The sequence below is a fragment of the Enterococcus sp. AZ048 genome (assembly GCF_051715125.1).
Classification (GTDB): Bacteria; Bacillota; Bacilli; order Lactobacillales; family Enterococcaceae; genus Enterococcus_A; species Enterococcus_A gilvus.
Genome location: NZ_JBIOTD010000001.1, coordinates 1,338,237 through 1,361,906, shown reverse-complemented (window position 1 = coordinate 1,361,906; position 23,670 = coordinate 1,338,237). Strand labels below are relative to the sequence as shown.

The 23,670-nt window shown below is 38.5% G+C and carries 20 protein-coding genes, 1 tRNA gene and 1 other annotated feature; of the genes, 9 read left to right on the top strand and 12 right to left on the bottom strand.

The genetic code is table 11. The annotated features are described in order from the left end of the window. Nucleotides 1–11: 11 nt before the first annotated feature. A complete protein-coding gene (locus IGI66_RS06705) occupies nucleotides 12–1,220 on the bottom strand; it encodes an NAD(P)/FAD-dependent oxidoreductase (protein ID WP_010780839.1) in 1,209 nt (402 codons plus the stop codon). A 15-nt stretch (nucleotides 1,221–1,235) separates the two neighbouring features. Next, on the bottom strand, nucleotides 1,236–2,138 hold the full coding sequence (locus IGI66_RS06700) for a prenyltransferase (protein WP_438848176.1): 903 nt from the start codon (nucleotides 2,136–2,138) through the stop codon (nucleotides 1,236–1,238). 181 nt (nucleotides 2,139–2,319) lie between these two features. Between IGI66_RS06700 and IGI66_RS06695 the strand changes: the two genes are divergently transcribed. The 5 genes from IGI66_RS06695 to IGI66_RS06675 all read left to right on the top strand — a co-directional run bounded on the left by IGI66_RS06695 (nucleotide 2,320) and on the right by IGI66_RS06675 (nucleotide 7,258). Next, nucleotides 2,320–3,294, top strand: a complete 975-nt coding sequence (locus IGI66_RS06695; RefSeq protein WP_431380543.1) for a polyprenyl synthetase family protein — start codon at nucleotides 2,320–2,322, stop codon at nucleotides 3,292–3,294. A gap of 163 nt (nucleotides 3,295–3,457) precedes the next feature. Continuing rightward, nucleotides 3,458–4,027 carry a glycerol-3-phosphate responsive antiterminator gene (locus tag IGI66_RS06690; protein WP_301516625.1) on the top strand — a complete coding sequence of 190 codons (570 nt, stop codon included), beginning with the start codon at nucleotides 3,458–3,460 and terminating at the stop codon, nucleotides 4,025–4,027. Between the two features lie 168 nt (nucleotides 4,028–4,195). Further along, the gene (locus IGI66_RS06685) at nucleotides 4,196–5,653 is read left to right on the top strand and encodes an NAD(P)/FAD-dependent oxidoreductase (RefSeq protein ID WP_438848173.1); all 1,458 of its coding nucleotides are present in this window, start codon (nucleotides 4,196–4,198) and stop codon (nucleotides 5,651–5,653) included. After that, nucleotides 5,646–6,908, top strand: coding sequence for an NAD(P)/FAD-dependent oxidoreductase (locus IGI66_RS06680; RefSeq protein ID WP_438848171.1), 1,263 nt, complete (start codon nucleotides 5,646–5,648; stop codon nucleotides 6,906–6,908). The genes IGI66_RS06685 and IGI66_RS06680 overlap by 8 nt, the downstream gene beginning before the upstream one ends. Further along, on the top strand, nucleotides 6,905–7,258 hold the full coding sequence (locus IGI66_RS06675) for a DUF1667 domain-containing protein (RefSeq protein WP_010780845.1): 354 nt from the start codon (nucleotides 6,905–6,907) through the stop codon (nucleotides 7,256–7,258). The genes IGI66_RS06680 and IGI66_RS06675 overlap by 4 nt, the downstream gene beginning before the upstream one ends. Before the next feature lie 62 nt (nucleotides 7,259–7,320). Here IGI66_RS06675 and pheT read toward each other — a convergent pair whose 3' ends face one another. The 6 genes from pheT to lepB all read right to left on the bottom strand — a co-directional run bounded on the left by pheT (nucleotide 7,321) and on the right by lepB (nucleotide 19,445). Continuing rightward, entirely contained in the window at nucleotides 7,321–9,738 is a 2,418-nt protein-coding gene (gene pheT / locus IGI66_RS06670; protein ID WP_438848169.1) for a phenylalanine--tRNA ligase subunit beta, read from the bottom strand. Nucleotides 9,739–9,744: 6 nt separating this feature from the next. Beyond that, nucleotides 9,745–10,788 carry a phenylalanine--tRNA ligase subunit alpha gene (gene pheS, locus IGI66_RS06665; protein WP_438848167.1) on the bottom strand — a complete coding sequence of 348 codons (1,044 nt, stop codon included), beginning with the start codon at nucleotides 10,786–10,788 and terminating at the stop codon, nucleotides 9,745–9,747. A gap of 185 nt (nucleotides 10,789–10,973) precedes the next feature. Beyond that, nucleotides 10,974–11,173: a binding site (T-box leader), on the bottom strand. Nucleotides 11,174–11,220: 47 nt separating this feature from the next. Beyond that, nucleotides 11,221–11,565, bottom strand: coding sequence for a winged helix-turn-helix transcriptional regulator (locus IGI66_RS06660; RefSeq protein ID WP_010780848.1), 345 nt, complete (start codon nucleotides 11,563–11,565; stop codon nucleotides 11,221–11,223). 66 nt (nucleotides 11,566–11,631) lie between these two features. Further along, a complete protein-coding gene (gene addA / locus IGI66_RS06655) occupies nucleotides 11,632–15,315 on the bottom strand; it encodes a helicase-exonuclease AddAB subunit AddA (RefSeq protein ID WP_438848165.1) in 3,684 nt (1,227 codons plus the stop codon). Continuing rightward, nucleotides 15,305–18,787, bottom strand: a complete 3,483-nt coding sequence (locus IGI66_RS06650) for a PD-(D/E)XK nuclease family protein (protein WP_438848163.1) — start codon at nucleotides 18,785–18,787, stop codon at nucleotides 15,305–15,307. The genes addA and IGI66_RS06650 overlap by 11 nt, the downstream gene beginning before the upstream one ends. Nucleotides 18,788–18,902: 115 nt before the next feature. Further along, nucleotides 18,903–19,445, bottom strand: coding sequence for a signal peptidase I (gene lepB / locus IGI66_RS06645; RefSeq protein WP_114524378.1), 543 nt, complete (start codon nucleotides 19,443–19,445; stop codon nucleotides 18,903–18,905). 179 nt (nucleotides 19,446–19,624) lie between these two features. Between lepB and IGI66_RS06640 the strand changes: the two genes are divergently transcribed. Continuing rightward, nucleotides 19,625–20,221 (top strand): nitroreductase family protein, encoded by a 597-nt coding sequence (locus IGI66_RS06640; RefSeq protein WP_010780852.1) that lies wholly within the window; start codon nucleotides 19,625–19,627, stop codon nucleotides 20,219–20,221. 96 nt (nucleotides 20,222–20,317) lie between these two features. On the opposite strand, the gene IGI66_RS06635 is transcribed toward IGI66_RS06640, so the two are convergent. Continuing rightward, on the bottom strand, nucleotides 20,318–20,812 hold the full coding sequence (locus IGI66_RS06635; RefSeq protein ID WP_114524376.1) for a hypothetical protein: 495 nt from the start codon (nucleotides 20,810–20,812) through the stop codon (nucleotides 20,318–20,320). Nucleotides 20,813–20,824: 12 nt separating this feature from the next. Further along, nucleotides 20,825–21,028, bottom strand: coding sequence for a hypothetical protein (locus IGI66_RS06630; RefSeq protein WP_010780854.1), 204 nt, complete (start codon nucleotides 21,026–21,028; stop codon nucleotides 20,825–20,827). A gap of 161 nt (nucleotides 21,029–21,189) precedes the next feature. On the opposite strand from IGI66_RS06630, the gene IGI66_RS06625 reads away from it, so the two are divergent. The 3 genes from IGI66_RS06625 (at nucleotide 21,190) to IGI66_RS06615 (ending at nucleotide 22,307) form a co-directional block, all read left to right on the top strand. After that, a complete protein-coding gene (locus tag IGI66_RS06625) occupies nucleotides 21,190–21,717 on the top strand; it encodes an HdeD family acid-resistance protein (RefSeq protein ID WP_010780855.1) in 528 nt (175 codons plus the stop codon). Between the two features lie 62 nt (nucleotides 21,718–21,779). After that, the gene (locus tag IGI66_RS06620; RefSeq protein WP_438848160.1) at nucleotides 21,780–22,175 is read left to right on the top strand and encodes a hypothetical protein; all 396 of its coding nucleotides are present in this window, start codon (nucleotides 21,780–21,782) and stop codon (nucleotides 22,173–22,175) included. Between the two features lie 59 nt (nucleotides 22,176–22,234). Beyond that, nucleotides 22,235–22,307 (top strand) — tRNA-Gln (locus IGI66_RS06615). A gap of 136 nt (nucleotides 22,308–22,443) precedes the next feature. Here IGI66_RS06615 and tnpA read toward each other — a convergent pair. Continuing rightward, nucleotides 22,444–22,917: an IS200/IS605 family transposase gene (tnpA, locus tag IGI66_RS06610; RefSeq protein WP_301521143.1), complete on the bottom strand. Its 474-nt coding sequence runs from the start codon at nucleotides 22,915–22,917 to the stop codon at nucleotides 22,444–22,446. A gap of 190 nt (nucleotides 22,918–23,107) precedes the next feature. After that, complete coding sequence (locus IGI66_RS06605; protein WP_087654141.1) at nucleotides 23,108–23,539, bottom strand: universal stress protein; 432 nt, start codon at nucleotides 23,537–23,539, stop codon at nucleotides 23,108–23,110. Between the last annotated feature and the right edge of the window lie 131 nt (nucleotides 23,540–23,670).

Below are 23,670 nucleotides of genomic sequence, written 5' to 3'. Positions count from 1 at the left end.
TAATTATCGACTTAATGGTAAAAATCAAAACGTCCTTTAGCCATAACCTCTTTGACGCCACCTGTTTCATACAATGAGCGGTCCATGATCGCCTTTTTAATGAATGACGCTGGATAGGCAGTAACTTCTGTTTTTCCAACAACACCAAATGCATGCGTATTTCCTATTGAAGCTACAGATCCTAATGACTTAAACGAGAATGGTTTGCTAGGCTGTCCTTTTAATTGATTCAAGATATCTTTTCCAGCGTATGATCCCATCGCCAAAGCGATTTGCGCTGTGGTTGGATAAGGACGATTACTAGCAGGGTCCATAACTGCTGAAACATCACCTAGCAAATAAACGTCATCATGTTTTGGATCAGTCAAGTTTGGATTCACCATTACTCGACCACGACGCTCTTCAAATCCAGACTCGCCGATGACTTGACTGCCGCTGACACCTGTTGTCCAAATAATCGTTTTCGCATTTAGAGCTACTAAATCATTTTCATTATCTTTTGAATTTTGGTAAATTACAGCACCGGGTTCAACTTTCTTGATTGGTTTTCCTGTAAGCAGCTTAACATCCCACTTATTCAAATGGTCAATACAATACTTGCCAAGTTTCTCGCTAAACATTGGTAAGATTTTGTCCACTGCTTCGACACAATAAATTTGAATTTCTTCAGGTTTTACTCCAGCAATATCAGCAAAAGCCTTGCTGCCTTCCACCAAAGCCCCTACCAACTCGATACCGGTAAAACCAGCACCACAAACAACGATACGGAGATATTCTTCGTTTTTAGTTTCCTTGTACTTCTTCATTTGATCTACAATGTGTTTATGCACTTGATCGGCAGTTCTAACATCCACCATTTCTAAGGAGTTTTCCTTCACACCTGGAATACCGAAGGACTCAGATTGGAATCCTAATGCGACAATTAGGTAATCATATTGGAGGGTTTTATTTTCCAAATATACCTGTTTCTGTTCGGTATCGATTTTCTCTACTGTGTCCTGGATAAACGTTGTCTTATTGGAATTTACAACGTCTTTGATTTTATAACAAATTTTTTCGTCTGGTTGTGTACCGGCTGCAACTTCATGCAAACTTGTCGACTCGTAGTGATAATCGTTTCGATCCACCAACGTGATATGCACATCCGCTCCGGACTTTTGTAATACATGCAGCGCGCGTAATCCTGCGTAACCTGCGCCTAAAATAATTATTTCTTTCATTTCTGTCTCCCCCTCTTAAAATAGAAACGTCAATGCAAAGCTGATGACTTGTGCGGCAGCCCCTACCGCTAAAATTCTTACTGCACAAATGAACGTCTCCCGTTTCACTTGTTTAGCAAGAAATAATTGTATCTGGTGATAAATAAATGGTGCAACTAAAAATGTCCCCAGCATTGACCACGGGGCGATTCCTAAAATCACCGATAGCAAGATGGCTAAAAAAGCAGCCAAGTTCATTATCTCGAATAAACGGATTGCACGTCTTTTTCCTAAATAATGGACCAAAGTAAAGCGATTGTTCATTTCGTCTTCTTCTAAATCACAGATATTGTTCGCTAGCATCAAATTTGCGATCCACAACGTATTAGGTAAGGAAATCAAAAAAATAGCAGTGATATTAGTAAAATCCCATTGAAATACCTCGTACGTATTTAAGTAAACACACAAACAAGTGATCATAAATCCCATAGTGAATCCCGAAAAAACTTCACCTAGTGGAAGGCTCGATAAAGGTTTTGGACCGGAAGAATAAAAGATTCCGACTCCATAACAAAATAACCCCATCAATAAAAAAGGCCATCCAACTACTAACGTCAAACCGACTCCAATAAGTGCTGAAATAATGATCATACCGATCATCATCCGAAAAACTAGTTTAATATCTAAACTTTCTCTTCCAATAATATTGGTTTTTTCTCTATAGTCGTGAATTTCCGTCGCGTGGTGATAGTCGTTATAATTATCCAATATGTCAACTGCCATATTAAAAATGAACATGGCGACAAAGTATAACAGAACTAACCCTAAATGAAGTTTGTGAAAATTATACAGGCTAAAACAAATCCCAATAAAAAAAGGCAGGACGCTCGCGGTTTTCGCTTTAAATTCCACGAGTTCCAGGAAAACGGTTAAAGTCATTTCACCCTACTTTCGTTATTTTCTTTTTCCTATTCATTATGCTATTTTTATACTTTTTCTTCAAAAGATTTGCTTACGTTTTATGTGTTTCATCTCACGAAAGATTAATCAAGCATTCTAGTAGTCTTTCTACCAGCCATGCGATAAAATAAACTTGAAAACGTTGTTAGAAGGAGCCACTATGTCAGACTATTGGAATGAATACCCTGAAATTCAAGAAAATTTAATGCAAGTTAAAAATTTAATATCACAAAGACTTGTTATTAATAATAAATCGATTGAAGAGGCCGTCACAAAATTTTCTTCTACAGGAGGAAAAATGATTCGACCGGCACTCTTCTTTCTTTTCGCTGATTTTGGAGAGAACAAGGATCAAGAACAGTTAGTTAAAGTTGCCGCTTCATTAGAATTATTGCATTCTGCTACACTTGTCCACGATGATATTATTGATGACTCTCCCACGCGCCGAGCGATGCCTTCCATTCAATCACGATTTGGAAAAGATATTGCTGTTTACACCGGAGATTTTATGTATACTAGTTATTTTGAACTGCTTGCTGAATCTATGAGCCATACCCCCTTTCTTTTGAAGAACGCCCGTACAATGAAAAAAGTCTTGCAAGGTGAGCTAACTCAAATGACTTGTACCTTTAATCCTGATCAAACGATTAGGGATTATCTGCGAAATATAAACGGAAAAACAGCCGAACTAATACGGCTTAGTTGTCAAGAAGGGGCTTATTTTGGTGGTGCGGATGCGAAATTGCAAGCACGCGCAAAACGAATTGGATCAGCGATCGGCTTAGCTTTTCAAGTATATGACGATGTCCTGAACTTCTCACTTGATTTAGAAAATAGTCAAAAACCAGTATTGACTGATGTGCAACAAGGTATTTATACGCTTCCCCTTCTCATTGCTCGTGACAATCAGCCAGAGATTATTCGTCCATATTTGAAAAATCCCGAAGCATTAACGCATAAAGAACTGATTCAGTTAGCAAAAGATGTTTCCAGATCCGGCGGGATGACGGGCGCGCTTGATTTTGCGGAAATGCTGACAAAAAAAGCTTTGCGGGAAATTCAGGAGCTGCCCGATGGCGGTAATAAAAAACTAATCGAAAATGTTGCCAAGCAATTGGTAGAACGATCTTATTAACCCGAGAAATAAAATAGAAAACGAGATGGATCTTACTACTCGGCTTTGAAAGGTTGAGTAGTTTTTTTGTCATTCGTTCAGAGTTCAGCCCTATAAAGATCTCTTTTTCTTCTTTTTATGTCATGTTAAAATAAAGGTGAAAATAAATAAGGGGTTATTGTAGATGAACATTCACGAGTTGTATCAAAAATTGGAAGCCTCACCAGTGATAGCTGCGACAAAAAATCAAATAGACTTTGATGCTGCATTAAACTCAGAAGCGGAAGTCATTTTTATTCTTCAATCTCATTTATTAGAACTAGCCGATTTATCAAAGAAAATTAAAGAGCGGGGAAAAACAGCTATTCTACATGCTGACTTGGTGAAAGGATTGTCTTCTGATGAAACGGCCATCGATTATATTAAACAAGTCACCTCTTTTGATGGAATCATTTCCACAAAACCTTCTATTATAAGACACGCGAAGAGACATCATCTGCTAGCAATCCAACGTTTCTTTTTGTTAGATTCATCTGCATTGGAAAACGTTGAGCGTCAATTAGGATACACAGAAGCGGATGTAGTAGAAATTCTTCCAAGCGTTTCTCCAAAAATTATCAAAGAACTCGTCCATCATTCAAAAAAACCATTGATTGTTGGTGGCTTAATTCGAGATAAGGAAGACATTATGGGTGGTTTAGGCGCTGGATCCCTTGCGATTTCCACGACCGCAAGTGCTCTTTGGTCGATTTGATTTTAGGATTGTTGAACACCTTTAAAGGTGTTATAATACAGGTAACTTAATACCGCTAGAGATAAAAAGAGTATAGCAACAAACACCAACAAACATTGGTGCTTGTTCACTATACTCTTTTTTGTCGTACGTCAATTCGAATTAATAGACGATTTAGGAGGAAAATCTATGTATGATGTAATTGTAATCGGTTGCGGAATCGTTGGTGCCGCGACTGCCTATGAACTGAGTAAGTATTCCCTGAAGACATTAGTATTAGAGGCTGAAAATGATGTCAGCTTAGGCGCTACCAGAGCCAACAGCGCTATAATGCACGCGGGTTTTGACCCTGAACCAGGCTCTCTTATGGCAAAATTAAATGTTGAAGGCGCTGAACGCGCAAAAGAACTCTGCAAAAAGCTTTCTGTTCACTATGATCAAATCGGCTCGCTTGTCGTTGCTTTTTCAGATGAAGAATTGTCTCTCGTCGAATTGCTTTATGAACGGGGCGTACAGAATGGCGTGCTCGGCTTAGAAGTATTGGATCAAAAAGCATTGTTAGAGAAAGAGCCAAATCTTTCCGAAAATGCATTAGGAGCATTGTTTGCTCCAACTGCCGCAATTGTTAATCCGTGGGAATTTTGTTTGGCATTAGCAGAAACTGCAGTAACTAATGGTGTAGAAATTGCACGAAATAACCGTGTGATGGCCATCGAAAAAAATCAAGCGGGTTACAAAATAACAACAAATCAAGGACAGTATCAAACAAAATATGTATTCAATGCCGCCGGTATCCATTCAGATGATATTCATACTATGATTGCTGCTCCTAATTTTGAAATTACTCCAAATCGCGGAGAGTATTATTTACTAGATAAATCAGAAGGATCGCTAGTCAACCATGTGATTTTCCAGTGCCCTTCTAGTGTTGGTAAAGGTGTTTTAATCAGCCCTACTGTTCATGGGAATTTAGTCGTCGGGCCGAATTCTGAAAAAATCTTTAAAGACGAACTGGATACTGGAAGAGATACCGGCAACACGATCCAAGGCTTAAATTTTGTTGCGAATTTAGCAAAAAAATCGATTACTGCTTTGAATTTGCGCCAATCTATTCGGAATTTTTCAGGCGTTCGAGCAAATAATTCTACAGATGATTTTGTTTTACAAGAAGTAGATTTTGGTTTTATTGATTTAGCTGGCATTAAGTCTCCTGGGCTCACCTCTGCACCCGCAATTGCTGTTTATGGTATCTCGTTACTTGAAAAATCTGTTCAAAAAAAGTTTGATAAAAAACAATCATTTATAGATTCTCGTAAAAAAATTGTTTTCCAAGAACTCAGTCTAGATGAAAAAAATAGTCTTATTTCTGACAATAAAGACTATGGTCGAGTGATTTGCCGCTGCGAAACAATCACTGAGGGTGAAATCAGAGCTGCTGCTCATTCCCCTATTCCTCCCGTTTCAGTGGATGGAATCAAGCGCAGATGCAACGCTGGCATGGGACGCTGTCAGGGTGGCTTTTGTGGGCCAAGAGTGGTTGAAATCTTAGCAGATGAATTAAAAGAGTCTCCATTAGAAATCTTACAAGATCGTGAAGGCAGCTACCTCCTAGTAGAGGAAACGAAAGGTGGATACAAACATGCATGATTTGATTGTGATCGGCGGCGGTCCTGCTGGATTGGCTGCAGCCATGGTAGCTTATGAAAATGGGATCAATGATATTTTAATTATTGAGCGGGATCAACAATTAGGCGGTATCTTGAATCAATGTATTCATAACGGATTTGGTTTGCATTACTTCAAGGAAGAATTGACTGGACCTGAATATGCAGACCGTTTTATTAAAAAAATTCATCAAACAACTATTGAAGTCCTGTTGGATACGATGGTTCTAGAGGTTACTAAAGAGAAAGAAGTTCATATTGTAAATAAAGAAGCGGGTTATCAGATTTTGAAGTCAAAAGCAATCGTTTTCGCTATGGGTTGCCGTGAACGGACTCGTGGTGCAATAGGAATCGCTGGTAGCCGCCCTGCAGGCATTTTCACTGCGGGGGCCGCTCAGCGATATGTCAATATGGAGGGCTACCTCGTTGGGAAAAAAGTCATTATTTTAGGGTCAGGAGACATTGGACTGATCATGGCTCGAAGAATGACTTTAGAAGGTGCCGAGGTTTTAGCCTGTATTGAAGTGATGCCTTATTCTGGGGGGTTAACTAGAAACATTGTCCAGTGCTTAGATGACTATGATATTCCCCTCTATCTCTCCCACACAATTACGGACATTCGTGGAAAAAGTCGTGTAGAGCAAGTCGTTGTCGCCGAAGTAGATGAAAAACGACAGCTTATACCTGGTACGGAAAGAATTTTTGATTGCGATACAATTCTATTGTCTGTTGGATTGATTCCAGAGAACGAACTTAGCCGTGACGCCCAATTAGCGCTAGATTCAAAAACAAATGGTCCGTTTGTATATGAAAATATGGAAACCTCTGTTCCAGGAATTTTCGCATGTGGCAATGTCGTACATGTTCATGATCTCGTTGATTTTGTTACTGCTGAAAGCATAAGAGCAGGAAATTCAGCAGCTTCATTTATTTTGAATCACGAACAAAAAACAGAGACAACGATTGCCGTGAAAAATGGCGCTCACGTAACCTACGTGGTACCACAACATATTCGTCAAGAAAATATTGATCGCAGAATTGAACTATTCTTCCGCGTCAATCAAGTATTTGACGACAGTCAAATTGTGGTAAAATCACAAGGTGAAATTATAGCAAAGCTGAAAAAAAGTTATATCGTTCCCGGTGAAATGGAAAAAATAGAATTATCGAGAAAAGTGTTAGACAAAGTTAAGAATGGAGAAATGGAAGTGTGCGTGGAGGAGGTGTCAAAAACATGAAGAATTTTATTTGCATTATGTGTCCAAAAGGGTGCCATTTAACGGTAGATGAATCCAACGATTATCAAGTTAGCGGTCATAGTTGCAATAAAGGCGTAAAGTATGGAAAAGCTGAAGCCACTCATCCAGTACGTGTGGTAACTTCCACTGTTGCTGTATATGACGGACACACTCGTCTCTGTTCTGTAAAAACGGCGGATGGGATACCAAAAAACGCTGTATTAACGGCAATGAAAGAAATAAACAACGTGCAATTAAAAGCCCCCGTTCAAATTGGTGACATTGCAATTGAGAACCTTTTAGGAACCGGTGTGGATGTCATTGTAACGAGTGAAGTGCAAGCAAGCTAAACTGCTTTTTAAATACTGGTAAAAAAACAGCCCTCAAAGAAAACTTGAGGGCTGTCTATGTTTTAGCGAATAACGGCTTGTAATTTTTCTTCTAGCTTCTTCGTTACTTTATTCATGATACGGTTGATTTCTTCGTCAGTTAACGTTGCTTGAGGATCTACAAATGTTAAATTGTAGGCTATAGATTTTTTACCCGCTTCGATATTTGCACCTTGATACACGTCGAATACTTGTAATTTTGTTAAGAATTTTCCTGCAGCAGCTTTAATTACTTCAGCAATCTCTGCATTTGTATTTGTTTCTTCTACTAGCATTGCGATATCTCGACTCACAGCCGGGTATTTGGATACTGCTTCAAAGACTAAAGGAGCTTTCTCAGCTTCTATTAAAGCTTCCAGATTTAGTTCAGCTACATATGCCGATTTTAATTCATAATTTGAGGCTATTTTAGGATGCACTTGACCAACAAACCCAATCAACGTTTCCCCTAAAAAGATACCCGCCGTTTGACCGGGATGCATTTCAGTCATTTGAATAGACTTATATGAAATTTCTTTTGTAAGTCCTAATCCTTCAATCAATTCTTCTACTTGCCCCTTCACCGCAAAGTAATCATACGACTCAGCGTTTCCTGACCAAGTTTTATTAGTTACATTCCCTGTTACAGCAATTGCAACATGGTTCTCTTCAATCGGTAGATCTTTTTTAGGATCATTATTTTGATAGAAAACATGCCCAATCTCATAAAAAGCTACATCATTATTCTTACGAGCTACATTGTAAGCTAAATCTTCCAGCATTCCACTGATTAAATTTAGCCGCATAGTAGAACGTTCTTCACTCATTGGCCACGCTACACGCGTTACTTTGCTTTCCTTCAACAAGAATTGTTGGGCTTTCTCTTCCGTAGTCAGTGCATAACTAATAGCTTCAGTTAATCCAGCACCTTCTAAGAGACTTCTTACTTTTCTCGTAGCTTTTTGAGCGCCAGTTAAAAAGCCAGCAACAGTTTGCCCTTCTGGTAATGTCGAAGGCAAATTATTATACCCGTAGATACGTGCGATTTCTTCCATTAAATCTGCTTCAATCGTAATGTCCCAACGACGCGGAGGAACACTGACCGTTGTAATGCCGTTTTGTACGTTTGAATCGAAACCAAGTGAATGGAAAATAGTCGTGACTTGATCTTGAGTCAACTCTGTCCCTAAGAAGCGATTGACTTTCTCAAGTGTCGTGCTTACCTCAACATTTTCTGGATGAACTTCACTGCCTTTGACTGCACCTTGAAGTACCTTTCCTCCTGCTAATTCCGCGATCATTGCTGCCGCTACTTCGCCAGCTAAACTGATTTCTCCTTGATTGATCCCTTTCTCAAAACGCATCGAAGCTTCACTTCGAAGATTATAGCTTTGTGAGGTGCGACGAACTAGTGTATGATCAAACATTGCCATTTCCAACGCAACAGTAGTGGTTTCATCAGAAATTTCTGAATCCAACCCCCCCATGACACCGGCTAATGCGACCGGAATATCTCCGTTCGTGATGACAATGTTTTCTGAATTCAACGTCCGTTCTACACCGTCTAACGTAGTTAATGGTTCATTTTCTTTTGCGCGACGAACCTTAATTTCTTTGCTGCCTAATTTGTCATAATCAAACGCATGCAACGGTTGACCAAACAACAGTAAGATATAATTCGTTACATCCACCACATTACTAATCGGGCGAATGCCTTCGTTCATCAAACGATTTTGCAGCCATTGTGGACTTGGACCAATTTTTACATCCTCAATAATGCGGATTTCATAGTGCGGCGCGTCTTTTGTGTCAGTCACTGAAACTTTGATTCGATCACTTGCTTTTTCAGTTGCTTCTTTTAATTCTACAGCGGGAAAGTTCACTTTTTTATCGTAAATAGCCGCTACTTCATGTGCAACGCCGCGAATACTCAAAGCATCTGCACGATTAGGAGTGATTGACAAGTCGATAATTGTATCATCCATCTCCAAGTATGAAAAAACAGGTTCCCCTGCGATTGCATCGGATGGCAAATAATAAATGCCTTCCGCATATTCTTTAGGAATCACGGAATCGCTATATCCTACTTCTTGTAAAGAACAAATCATCCCATTAGAAACTTGCCCACGCATTTTTCCTTTTTTGATTTTCACATTTCCAGCGATACGAGATCCTGGCAGTGCAACAATAACTTTTACACCCGCTTTAATATTTGGTGCACCACAGACGATTTGAGACAACTCGTCTTCACCGATATCCACTTGACAGACAGAAAGATGATCCGAATCAGGATGTGGAATGCATTCTTTGACATCCCCGACAACAATCTTTTTCAAACCTTCTTCAGGTGATTCTAAACCTTCTACTTCAATTCCTGTCAATGAAAGACGATCAGCTAACTCTTTCGGTGCGACATCTTTCACATCGACATATTCATTTAACCATTTATATGACACTAACATTGTTACTTACTCCCCCTTGAATTGTTCCAAGAAACGAACATCGTTTAAATAGAAATTTCGAATATCATTGACTCCATAACGCAACATAGCAATTCGGTCTGGACCTAAGCCGAATGCAAAGCCAGAATATTCTTTTGAATCTATCCCTGACATTTCTAATACATCGGGATGAACCATGCCGGCACCTAGAATTTCAATCCAGCCAGTATACTTGCAAACGTTGCATCCTTTTCCTCCGCATTTAAAGCAGCTGACGTCCACTTCAACAGAAGGCTCAGTAAATGGAAAGTAACTTGGCCGTAAACGAATTTTTCGATCTGCACCAAATAATTCTTTTAACAATACTTCCAAGGTTCCTTTCAGGTCACCCATCGTAATCCCTTTATCAACCACTAATCCTTCAATTTGATGGAACTGGTGGCTATGGGTCGCGTCGTCTGTATCGCGACGGAAAACTTTTCCTGGCGAGATCATGCGAAGCGCACCTTTAGAGAAATCGTGTTTTTCCATCGTGCGCGCTTGAACAGGCGAAGTATGGGTGCGTAGCAACACATCATCAGAAATATAAAAGGTATCTTGCATATCACGAGCAGGGTGATCCTTAGGCAAATTCATACGTTCAAAGTTATAATGATCAGATTCTATTTCTGTTCCTTCCACTACTTGATACCCCATGCCGACAAATGTATCTTCAATTTCTTCCATAATTTGAGTTAATACGTGGCGCGCTCCATGAGAAACTTTTTTACCTGGTAAAGTTACGTCTAAAGATTCTGCTGCTAATTGCTTTTCTAGCGCACGCTCCGTCAAAATCGCTTTTCTTTCCTCAACGGCTTTCGTCAAAAGGTCTCGTATTTCATTAGCGAAGGCACCGACTTTCGGCCGTTCTTCGGATGAAAGATCACGCATCCCTCTTAATACTTCCGTAATTGGTCCTTTTTTCCCTAACGTTTCAACACGAATCGTTTCCACATTGGAAAGTTCTTCAGCGGCATTGATTTTTTCTAACGTTTGGCTTTTTAGTTTTTCTAATTGCTCTTGTAAACTCATTGTTTTCTTCCTTTCCCTATTGCTTTAAAAGATAGACCTCAACGAATGATCTATCAAATTATAAATGAATTAAATGGACTCCTATCCCTGTCACGACTTAGTCTAATACCACATAGTGAAGAGCCGACAGTTTCTTTTCGCTTACGAGATATGAAGAGAAACTCGCAAAAAAAGACCCCGTTCCACAAAGGAACGAGGTCTCGCGATACCATCCTAATTCGTCAACAAAACATAAGCTGACGCTCTCACTTTCTAACGGCTATGCCGGTCTTACGACAAGCTCCAGAAGTGAACTTCATCTTTTCTCTTCTTAGCCTGCTCACAGTCAACGACAGACATTCCCTTAAAGATCAAAAAGACTACTCTTTTCCATCAACGCTTTTTAAACTATTCAATTGACTATCCCAATACTACAAGAAATCAAAAAATTTATCAACTACATTCTGAGTCTGTAATCCATGTATCGCCCCACTGATGAATTTCCTTCATCACTGTTTTTAAAGCTTCGCCTTTTTTCGTCAGACAATAATCCATTCGTTTTTGACTTCCACAGGAGATCACTCGACCTACAATACCTTCTGCTTCTAACTCTTTTAACCGCTCGGTCAATACACGATCACTGACGTCTGGAATCATCGCAGCAATATCGACAAATCTTTGAGGTCCACCTTCTAACAATACATCAATAATCAAACCGTTCCATTTTTTGCCTAAAATTTGAAAACCTTTCTCAAATTTTGGACAGAGTGAAAAGTCCATTACTTCTACTTGTTCCATAATTCTCACCTCGATAGAGAGAGTATAGCACATCACTTACCTTTTATAAGTATAACTTGCCTAGCACTAAGGAGTTTTTAACAAATCAATTGCTTTGTCTCCTTGTAAGAAAATAAGGTATGCTGCTTTGACAGGTTTTTTCTTTGCTTTTTCAAGGGCTTCTTTGTATAAATTTAGCTGTCCGCGATAGCGAGTGAGCAATTGTCCTTCTCTTTCTGGCGTATAGTAGTCTGTTTTTAAATCATATAGAATCAATTTATCATCAAACTCTAAATACCCATCAATAATCCCGTGGATCAAAATCTCGTCTTGATTTTGATAGTCTTGAAACAATTGATCTGCAGGCAGAAGCATCGCAAAGGGTTCCTCGCGATGTAGCCGACTGGCATTCTGAATCACAAATTGCCCGATCTCTGATTCAAAGAAATTTTGGATACTTTCAACTGAAATTCTTTCGGCAATTTCGTGTGTCAGCGTCTGGCGGGAAACTAATTTATCAATCAATTCACGAATTGTATCACTTTCGGGAGCTTTATGAACAGGCAATAGCTGCATAATTAAATGCGTCGCTGTTCCAATTTCAGCAGCAGAGACTTCTCTTTTAGTTCCTAAAAATTTTGGTTCGCCTAGCACTGTTTCAGTAAATCGGTACTGTGTAGGCGCAGTTGTCGTGGTCAAATCCAAAGGCTCTCGATTATCAGGGTCATCATATAAACGTTTCAGTTCAGAAACAGATTGATAACTTGTCGTTCGAGTTGCCTCGGGGTAAGGATACTCATAAATAAGCTTTGTCTTTATAGGCTGAATATTAATGGCACCTTGCGGGATATCCAGTGTTTTAATTTCAGGAAGATAACTTTGAACCTCTTCGGCGATTTTTTGCGGATCTATAAAATCTATTTTAAAGACCGCTGGATGTTGTTTCAGAGCAACTGGATGCGTTACTGCATACTCTTTTTGATACTGCTCCATGATAGGATGCCTGAATAATGTGAGTCCTACCCATTCCAAGAAATTGCTTTTTTGACCGCTTCTAAGTCCGGCATCTAAAACGAGCGTGTCGTTCAATGCGCCTTTGCTCCATTCCTTAAACGCTGCTTCTTCATCGTCATAAGAACCTACTAAAAATAATTTTTGTTCCGCACGCGTAAGAGCAACATAAAGCTTTCTCATTTCTTCTGACAATAATTTATTCAAGTTCTTTTGCTTAACTGTTTGGAAAAGCAATGTATCCTTCCTAATTCTCACATCTGGCGTTAGTAATTTTACACCCAAACCCAATCGTTCATCGAAAACATAATTTTTACGAGTATCTTGCACATTGAAGCTTTTACTCATATCCATTAGGAATACAATCGGGAACTCCAACCCTTTACTTCCGTGGATCGTCATCACCCTTACCGCGTCTTGAAGCTCTTCAGTCGGAGGTTCACCGAGGTCTTTATCTTTCTCCTGCATCTTCTCAATAAATCGGATAAATTGATACAATCCGCGGAAGCTGCTTCGTTCATAATCTTTTGCTCGCTCAATCAGTGCTAATAAATTGGCGTGTCGTTGCTGACCAGCGGGCATTCCTAAAACATAATCCAAATAGGCTGTTTCATTGTAAATTTTTACTAGCAAATACGCTAATGCTTCACGTCGAGCATATTCCCGCCAATCATTTAATTGCGAAATGAATAGTTCAAGTTTCTCAGCTACAGAATCCTCATTGTCTTCTATATATTTCTTTACTGCTTGATAGTACTCTTTTTGCGGAAGAACTAGTCGAATCTGTGCTAACTCTTCCTCTTGAAGTCCAACAATCGGCGATCGTAATACGGCGGCTAAAGGAATATCCTGATAGGGATTGTCAATAATTTGTAGTAAAGAAATCATCACTCTTAATTCCGTCGATTGAAAATAATTTTGAGTGTCGTTGATTGCTAGCGGAATCCCTAGCTGCTTAAATACTTCTAAGATTGTTAAATTATTACTTCTCGTTGGTGTCAACATGACGATGTCCTCATAACGGACAGGCCGCATCGCCTTTAATTTCTTATCGTAAATTTCAAATTTTCCGTCGATCAGTTGCCGAATCTTAGATGCTGTCATAAAAATCTCACCCATGGATTTATCTTCTATCCATTCTGGCACATCCCCATTTTTTTGATAGATCAATACTTCTGGTGAAAAAGTATCCGTTTCTGGAAATGCAGAAAATCCATTAATCAATTCCGCCTGTTTATCGTATTCTATTTGACCGACTTTTTGGTCCATCAGCTGCGTGAAGATTAAGTTTGTAAAATCAAGGACTTCTTTTCGAGAACGAAAATTTTCTGCTAAAATAATTCTGCGTCCATCGTTTTCCTCAGCAAAATCATGATACTTTTCGATGAATAATGTCGGATCAGCTAAACGAAACCCATAGATGGATTGCTTCACATCGCCCACCATGAAAAGATTTCCTGGGGAATCCGAACTTAAGCAACGCAAGATTGTTTCTTGTAATTGATTAATATCTTGATATTCATCAACCAGGACTTCAGCAAACCGTTTCTGATAATATAGCTCTGCTGGTTTGTTTCCATCGACTTCTGTCTGCAAGATTTGTAAGGTAAAATGTTCAAGATCGTTGAAATCCAGCATTCCTTTTTCACGCTTTTTAGCTGAATACTCATCAATAAAAAGTTTTTCCACTCGAACCAATTCTTCAACAATCGGCAGGGCTTCTAAAAGACGTGCTACCTGTTCTTCAGGTGAAACGGAAAAATACATCTCTTTGATTTTTGTCAAACCTTGCTTTGCTTGGTCACGATAGTTTTTACATTCGGCTATGACATCTCCATAAAGCTCCTTCACCTCTTTTTTTCTTGGAGAAGGGTATGCAGTAAATTTCATCATCTCAAATGTAGTGAATGCCTCATCCAAATGGCCTTCTGTCACTAGCTGCGCAATGCGTTTAGTTATCGTCCATTCTTTTTCTGCAAGTTCATGGATTTTTAATAGGTCTTCGGTTCCCTGACTAGCAGTGATCATCCATTGATACGTTTGTTCTATCTCTTTTAGGGTCTCTAAGACTTGCGGACGAATAACATTCTTAAATAAATCGGAATCAACGAGACTTTCTACTCGGTAATTATCTACTAATCCTTCCAACCATTCAAAAGGATTGGGATTTGCCCGGGCAAATTCGTACATGGAAAGAATCAAATCCTCTAATCCGCTATCACTTCGATCATTTGAAAAATTTTCAGTTAAGCGATAAAAGATTTCCTGATTTTCTTCGTAAAACGTCTCCCGCAGCTCATCCCACACATCCTCTTTTAATAAGATCGTTTCTGTATCGTCTGTCAGCATTCGGTAACTCGGATCTAGATCAATTAGATAGAAGAAACGCTGAATGACTTTAGAGCAAAATGAATGCAGCGTTGAAATATTCGCCATCGGCAGTAACGTTAATTGCCGGGTAAAATGATTCTTTAAAGTTTGATCTGTTTCCTCGTTGATTGCTTCTTGCAGCGCAGTTTGGATACGTTCCTTCATTTCACTGGCCGCTGCTTCAGTAAATGTCACAACTAAAAGCTGGTCTAATGATAATTGTTGTCGTTTGATTTTCTCGATCACGCGACGGACCAGCACAGCAGTTTTTCCAGATCCAGCAGAGGCGGATACTAACAAGTTGGTTCCTTGGTCGTAAATCGCCTGCCACTGAGAATCGGTGTACATTTCGTTTGGCGCCTTTGGAGGGATAGGAAAATTAGTTGTCATGTAGTTCGTCCTCCATTCGTTTCAAAACTTCCTCTTTTGAGAGCTTCTCTAAGCGGTGGTAATTATTTTCTTTCAGCATGGCATCAAATTTACAAACGCTGCGAAATGGACAGTATTGACAAGCGATTCGTTGATTATCCTTGTAACTCGGATTTAATTTAATTTCTCCAGAAACAATCTGATTACCAGCCTTTTGGATTTTTTCTCGATTGTATTGTCGTAAAAGCTCCATTTCATCTAAGTCGTAAAACTTATCCTTAGATTGTGACACGATTACAGTTTGTCCATTTTTATCTTTTTTTATTGGGAACAATAAAGAATTTTCTTTTTCCAGCAAGCTCTGATCTAACTGATCGTATAGCTCCGGCTCTTTTGCAAACAAGCCATCATATTGATAGGCTTTTAGCATGTCTTTTTCGACATTTTTAGGATCCTTTAGAACAGGATTATGAACATGGAGGTAATAGGCCCCTGCTGGTTTTATTTGCTTGTCATTTGCCTGACTAAAATCGGTTACCGCTACATCCAAGTACGTAATCAATTGCAAGGCGATACCATAATAGGCATCTGCTACATTAAAACTATGCGGACTCGACTTATAGTCAATGACACTTAGCCAGTTACTTTCTGTACTGCTTAGTTGATCCAATCGGTCGATTTTCCCTCGGATCGAGACTTCACCACCATTTGAAAGGGGCAATTTAATTCCCGGAATTCCTTTTTCGCCACCGATAGAGCCAAAAACAACCTCGGTTTGTTGGGGTTCAAAACTTGTACGCATTCCTTGCTGAACCAATCCCCAACTGACTTTTTGTATCGTGCGTGACAATTGGTATCGAATGTAGTTCATTCGTGCTGAACTAGACAAAATTGCAAATTTTAACTCACCGAAAACGTCTTTTAATACTTGATCGGCTAATCGGTTACGCTCTACTTCATTTAACTCTGCCAATCGAATCCCTTGTTCTTTTATCAAACGGAAAAAATGATCCAATGCTTCATGGTAGAAATCTCCTGCAGCTGCAGGAGTTAATCCGTATACTGTGCGCTCCTTTAAACCCAATCCAAAGTTCGCAAAATATTTATACTGACAGTTATAAAAGTTTTCAATCCGTGAAACTGAAACATAAAGATTCTTTCCATACAAGCGTTCGGCTGTTTCGGGAAGCAATGCGCGCGGGACATTTAAATCTTGTAAGCTTTTAAAAACTCGTTGTGCCATTGGAGCGATGGTGCTATTTTGAATAAATTTTTGCAATTCTCTCCAAGCAGGCAGTAACGGACGATTTTCATCCTGTGCCATTCGATTGAGAGCAATAAGGTCAGAAAGCAGTGTTCGAATCGTTCCCAAATGGTTTTCAGGCAAACTCATCAATTGTAGGGCTTCATTTTCTTTAATTGAAAGATGGAGGCCTTGGCTTAATTGCTTCAAAAAGGAAGAAACGTCTAACTTCTTCTCTCCGTCTACAGTAGTCGCTACACTCAAATAAAGCTTATCCGTTGCAGACAAGAAAACTGAATAAGCCAGAAAAGGTTCTCGATTTACTTTTGAGCTATTGCTTTCCGGTAAGAACTTTCCTTCAGGCAGGTTTTGATTAAAAGCAACACGTTCCTCAGCAGTCAAAAGACCCTTGTCATCAAAACGAGCTGGAAAATCATTGTTGTTTAAGCCAATAGCAAAAGTGACTTTCATCTGATCTACTCGTGCTAGTTCTAAATCGTTGACGCGAACTTGATCAATAGCGGTTGGAATTTTCCCATATGTCAGATTCATTAATCCTGCTAAAAAGATTTCTTGGAAAGTTTCCCACTCAAATGAGTCGTTGCCGTAGATCAATACATACTCGTCCAAAAGATCTAGAAGTGCTTGCCATGTTTGCTCATGATTTCGAGCTTTATCAAGATTTCCCTTAGAAACTTCTTGGTCTCGCCAATACAACAATTGGCGTTTTACACCGCTGGCTTCCATGAAGTGATAAAAAATCGTGCCAGCTTCTACCCCGTTTTCAGCTTGTTTTATTTTTTTAAAAAAATCTGGGACGATTTGTTGTACGGAACGGCGAACGTCATTTGTTGTTGACTCTAATTCCTTTGCATCCTTAAAAACCTCTGCTTCGAAATCGTAATCAACAAACTCCCATTCTGCCTCTTTTGTCCACGCGCTGCCTCTAAAGTTATAGGCCAAGCAAACATTCTCTGTTAAATCAATCATTTCCCTGTAGCATTGTTGTTCAGCAAACCACGCGTCCTTCGCCCAATCGAATGGCGCGAACAGCTCTGTACGGAGCATTCGGAAAACATCGTTAATGCGATAATGGTAATTATCCATTAAAAAAAGAGCCTGTAAAAACTCGATTAACGGATGTGCCGCCATCTCTTGCGTCTCATCTAAATAAAACGGGACGTCCAATTTATTAAATACATCAGGCAAAACACTATTATAAAATTGCGGCTTGCGAAGCAAAATTTGAATATCGTTATAACGATACCCCTCTTCCCTGACTAATCGACGAATTTCTTCGCCAACTTTACGAATTTCATCGGCGATCGTGGCGTATTTAGTAATCTTTAGTTGATTCGTATGGGCTAAGTCGCTCGTTTTCTGATTTGCCCAAAAATCTCCTACTTGATTGAATACTGAAGTTTTTTTAAGACAAAATTGATCTGTACGAACGGGAATTTTTTGAATGTCTGCCTGACTCTTCAACTGATGATATGTTTTTCCAGGGTCCGCGAATAAATTCAAAGGATTCGGTTCTTCGTTAGGATATGGACGGTCAAGTTCTAACGAAACAAGTAGCTCTCCACAAGTCATCAATGTAGTTAAAATAGTTAACTCTTGTGCATTAAATCGCGTAAACCCACTTACGATAAACAGGCAGTTTGACAAATTTTGACTCTCTAAATACGTATGCAGCAACTGTAGCGGGTCTTCGTTCGCTACATTGTATTCAAGCAATGCGTCCTCATACGCAGCAAATACTTTTTTCAGATCTTGTAATTTCAATACTTGATCTTGGTCGCTTCCACTTTCGGCTAAGTCCTCTACCGATACATTTCCAATTTGCATCTCTTGATAAAAACCTGCCAATTGTTGAATAAATCCTGTTTTATTTACTTCTCCGCGAAAAATCGTTAATTCTTCTTGTTGTTCCTTCAGAATTTTTCGCAAAATCATTGCGTTCCCTGCTTCTGATAAAATATTTCCAGGAACCTGTCCATCTCGCTGTAAAAAATACCAAGCAAGTCGCTGGAAACTAAAAACTTGTGTGCGTATCGTACTGAATTCTGTTGTGTGGTTCCCCTTCTTCATAGCTGACAAGAGATGAATCTCTTGCTCAAATTTATTATAATTGGGGACTATGAAAAACACACGATTCTCTATATTTTGTTTTAACCAATCTTCCGCAGTTTGGACCATTCGTTCTACCGAATCGTTTTGACCAGCACCTAACAAAAATTGTAATGGCATCGTTATCGTTCCCCCTCTTTTCTTCAAGTGATGTTACTCGATTATTATAACAGTTCCGTCAAAAAGACGCATAATTGAAGATAAATAGTACTCAAAAAAAGACTAGCAAAAAATGCTAGTCCACAGTTCCAAATCGATTTAATGGCCAAAAAACAAACTTCACATCGGCCATGATGTTTTTCTCCTTGATCATTCCAATGATTCGGCTGTCTTTAGAGATGCGACGATTGTCTCCTAAAACGAATAATTCGCCTTCAGGAATTTTTTCGGAGCCATATAGGTCTTTTAAGTTAAAATCATAAGTCAGCGGTTGACTGTCTGTTAATTCACCTTTGTACTCATCCAAATAAGGTTCATCCGTTTTCTTTCCATTGATATAAAGCTGGTCATCCTTATATTCAATCGTATCGCCAGGCAAACCAATTACACGTTTAATATAATTTTTTCCTTCATCGTCAGGTGCTGGAAAAGTTACGATGTCAAAACGTTTGATTTCAGTGTTCTTTAGAGCAATCACGCGTTCGCCATCTGCTAATGTAGGGTCCATAGAATCCCCTTTAACAACGACAGGTGTAAAAACAAAATGTCGTAGTCCGATTAAAATCGCTGCTAAAATCAAAAAATAAATAATTGTCTTTGCTGCCTCTTTTATATTCACTTGCGAACCTCCATTCTAACGATCATAATAGTAGTTTATCATATTTGATTCATTTATCAGCAGTTATTCTTTAGCTAAAAAGTTTTTTATTTTTCTCAAGCATATTTCTTTCCTTACTTTTTGTAAGATGATAAAGTAATCATTGTTAACAAAGAAAAAAACAAAAAGGTGGAATTATTATGTCTCAATTTTTAGAATCATTAAAAGAACGTCGTTCACATTATGCATTAGGACGTGACGTTAAATTATCTGAAGAAGAAGTTACAGAAGTAATCAAAGATGCTATTAAAAACAGCCCAACGGCTTTTAACGCACAATCTCCTCGTGCAGTAATTCTTTTCGGTGATGCACATGAAAAATTGTGGAACATCGTTGAAGAAGCATTGAAACCATTAACTCCTGCTGAAGTTTTCCCTAATACACAAGCAAAAATTGATGGCTTTAGAACAGCTTACGGTACCGTATTATTCTTTAAAGAAACAGATACTGTGAAGAATTTGCAAGAACAATTTGCACTATACGCTGATAACTTCCCAGATTGGGCAGAACAATCAAACGGGATTGCTACTGCAAATACATGGACTGCGTTAACTTCTGCAGGCCTTGGCGCAAACTTACAACATTACAATCCAGTTATCGATGACGCTGTTGCAGAAGAATGGGATATTCCTGCAAACTGGCAATTACGTTCACAATTGGTTTTCGGCTCTAAAGAAGGCGAAGCAAATGAAAAAGAATTTTTAGCTGATGACGAACGTTTCCGCGTTTTTCATTAATCTCTGAAATGAAGGTGTGATCATTTTTGATCATACCTTTTTTTATATTTAAACTGGCTAATAAAATGACAAAAAAAAGATGGCAACCGCCATCTTTTACTTTCCATTTTTATCTTGATCCTCTTTAGTCAATATCTCTAACGTACTGCCTTCACTAAGGTGTGTAGACAAAAAAACAACAAACTCTGTCAAAGAATAATCAAAAGTCAAAATCGGACCACGTCGATCCTTGCGAAAATAGTTAAGTTTTATCAATCCACTATCTTCTTGAAACAAAACGACACGCTCGATCTCATTCAATGGTATCCCACGATTATCTAAACTAAAAAGAAGTAACTGCTCTTCAGTAAACCCTCTTTTATCTAGCAGAAAACTCAGCATCACTAACGCGGCGAAGACAGTCTGAACACGACCATTAAAATCTTGCCAACTAGTAAAGCCAATCCACAAGATCAGCAGCGCTAAAAAAAGATAAAAAGGATATTGTCTACGTCGTTTAAAAACCGGAATAACGATATCTCTGCGAGCTATTAATAGGAATACATACAGAACGATCGTAAATATCCCCAGTAACACTGTAAATATATTCAAAAAAACCGCCTTCTAACTTGGAATGAAATTAGAATATTTTACCACGACCATGTTAGATTTGTCATCTCGCTGCTCTTGATCAATCTCTTCACACTGATTGATACGTACGACAGCACAATTTGTCATTTTAGAAATTACTTCGCCTTCAACACATTCTTCGAACCCAATTGGGTGGCAGCGATAACTTCTTCCTAGCTCAATTTCTTCTTCATTCATAAGTAAGCCCTCCAGTATCGACATTCATTTGTTCGTCTAGCTTTTGGATCAATGTTATTCGCAATTATACCTAACTATGGAATGGTTTACAATCGAAATCTTCGCTTCAGTCGCAAAAAAAACTTAAATCAGGTAAAATCATTTCAAAGGAGTGATCGTTCATGTTAAATTTTATCGATTCAATAAAAAAAGACGGCTATTTGAGAAGTGCTTTCTATCTAATACTTGGAATTGCTATATTGATTTCACCACGTAGTGTTTTCAGAGGGATCGTGTATATCATCTTTTTCTATCTACTAATCTTCGGTATCATGCAAATCATCCGTGGGGTAAAAGCAAAAAAATATACTGGAAATGTTGGGTTTGAAACTACTAGCGGAATTACGCGAATTATTATCGCATTTGTAATCCTTTGGTTTTCAAAAGGAATTATCAGTATTTTGCCGATGTTCTTAGGTTTTATTATTTTGATCTTTGCCATTGGTCAATTTCTTCAAAGCTGGTCTGCGAAAAGAAATGGTTTTCCAGTTATGGCCCAAGTCATATACAGCGCCTTGATGATTGTTGCGGGTTTCTTCTTATTGTTTAACCCTTTCAGCAGCTTGATGTTTCTTTTTCAAATTTTTGGCTTTTTATTGATAACTATGGCTATTTCAGAATTTATTAACACTCGTCGTTTTAGCCGATAAAAATGGTTTCTATAATAAGAAACAAGATTTATACTTAGTTTATCAAGAAAAGCGAGGTTTTTATGAATACAGCAAAAGAACTCTTTCAATTTACCAAAAAATATGGAATCAATTACAACACTACGGAAGAAAAGGGCGTCTTATTATTTACTAACTTCTTAGCGGAATTTCCAAAAACAAATTTTTCATTTTCTTTTATCGGTTTTCATAAGTACGAAAGTATAAAGGAGCAAGAAGGTTTGACTGCATACGGAATATCAGGAAGTACACTTTATGCTTTGAGCAAGCAAAAGTCTTATAAATACAATCTATACCAGTGCAAAGAAATTAGTGGTAAGAAAAAGCTAAACGGGATTCGCTTAACCCTGGTTTTCAGCACCGAAGTGGTCAAGATCAATTTAGGTTTTGCTGACGGGAATATTATTTTAGCTGCCTTAAAACAAGCGGGTAAAAAATAATCGAGTCTTTTCATTTGAAGAATAGGAAAACTAGCGTTATACTTTTTTCTGTTCTTAATTGGGATATGGCCAAATTGGTAAGGCGCCTGACTCTGAATCAGGTAAGTGTAGGTTCGAGCCCTACTATCCCAATAATCAAAACCACCCGTGTGAACGGGTGGTTTGCTCTGCGGCTGAAAGCCTCTATTACCGGCCATAGCCTAAAAGGCTTTCTGAAAGCTTTCCCTCTCGCACCACTTTTACTCGCTGATTCTAAAAGAATCTCTCGTTACTTCTTTTTGTTTTTCTTTCCTGTGAACGGATCATATTCTTCAAACAATGTGAGTTGATCTGCTACATAATCTTCCTGTATTTGATTACGAATATATTCTGTTATCTGCGCCTTATTTCTTCCAACCGTATCCACGAAATATCCCTTACACCAAAATTTTCGGTTTCCATACCGATATTTCAGTTCTGCATGTCGATCAAAAATCATCAAGCTGCTTTTTCCTTTCAAATACCCGATAAATTGTGCCACGCTTAATTTTGGTGGAATACTAACTAACAGATGAATGTGATCTTTGCACGCATTTGCTTCCAAGATTTCTACTTTTTTTCTGTCACATAATTCTCGTAGAATCTCTCCAATACTTTGTTTATATTTTCCATAGATTATTTGTCTTCGATATTTCGGTGCAAACACGATGTGATACTTACATCTCCATTTTGTATGTGCTAAACTTTCAGTATCCTTTTTCATAAAGGGTCCTCCTAAATTTGATTGTGATGCGGTCGGGAAACCAACATCAGTTTATCAATTTTGGGAGGTCTTTTTAATACCACGCTGGAAGCTCTCCGGAACCACTCGCAGAGCAAGTGGTTTTCAAAACATACAAAAATAGGGGTTCTATTCATTGATTGAATAGAACCCCTTCTTTTTTTCTTTAAAATTATGGCTTTACAACCATGACATTACAACTTGCGTGATTTACTACATACGCTGTAGTAGATCCCACTATAGCTTGTTCCACTGCACCCTTGCCGGTTGATCCAAGAATAATTAAGTCTACTTGCGTTTCAACTGCGTAATCGACAATCTTCCGTTTAGGATTTCCAGAATCAATTTTAGTTTCGTAGTCCAACTTACTGATATCTGAATTAGCAATGAGTTGCTCGAGCTCGATTTCAGCATTGTTAAGATGGAATTTTAATGCATCATTAATAAATGCTGGATCTCCTAAAGAAAATTTATAATCCACAACTGTAAGTATAAAAAGTTTTGCTCCATTACGTTCAGCTATGTTCAATGCTTCATTGAATGCATCAGTAGAAGCGGTAGAACCATCCACTGCTACAAGAATTTTTTTATAACTTTCTTTCATTGAGAACGCCTCCCTTAAAATCATTATACAACACTTATAACTTTCTAGAAAATCAAAATGCCACCAACTTCCAACAGCATTTTTAAATTAATCGTCTAAAAATAGTAATAATATTAGTTTTTAAGCTAATA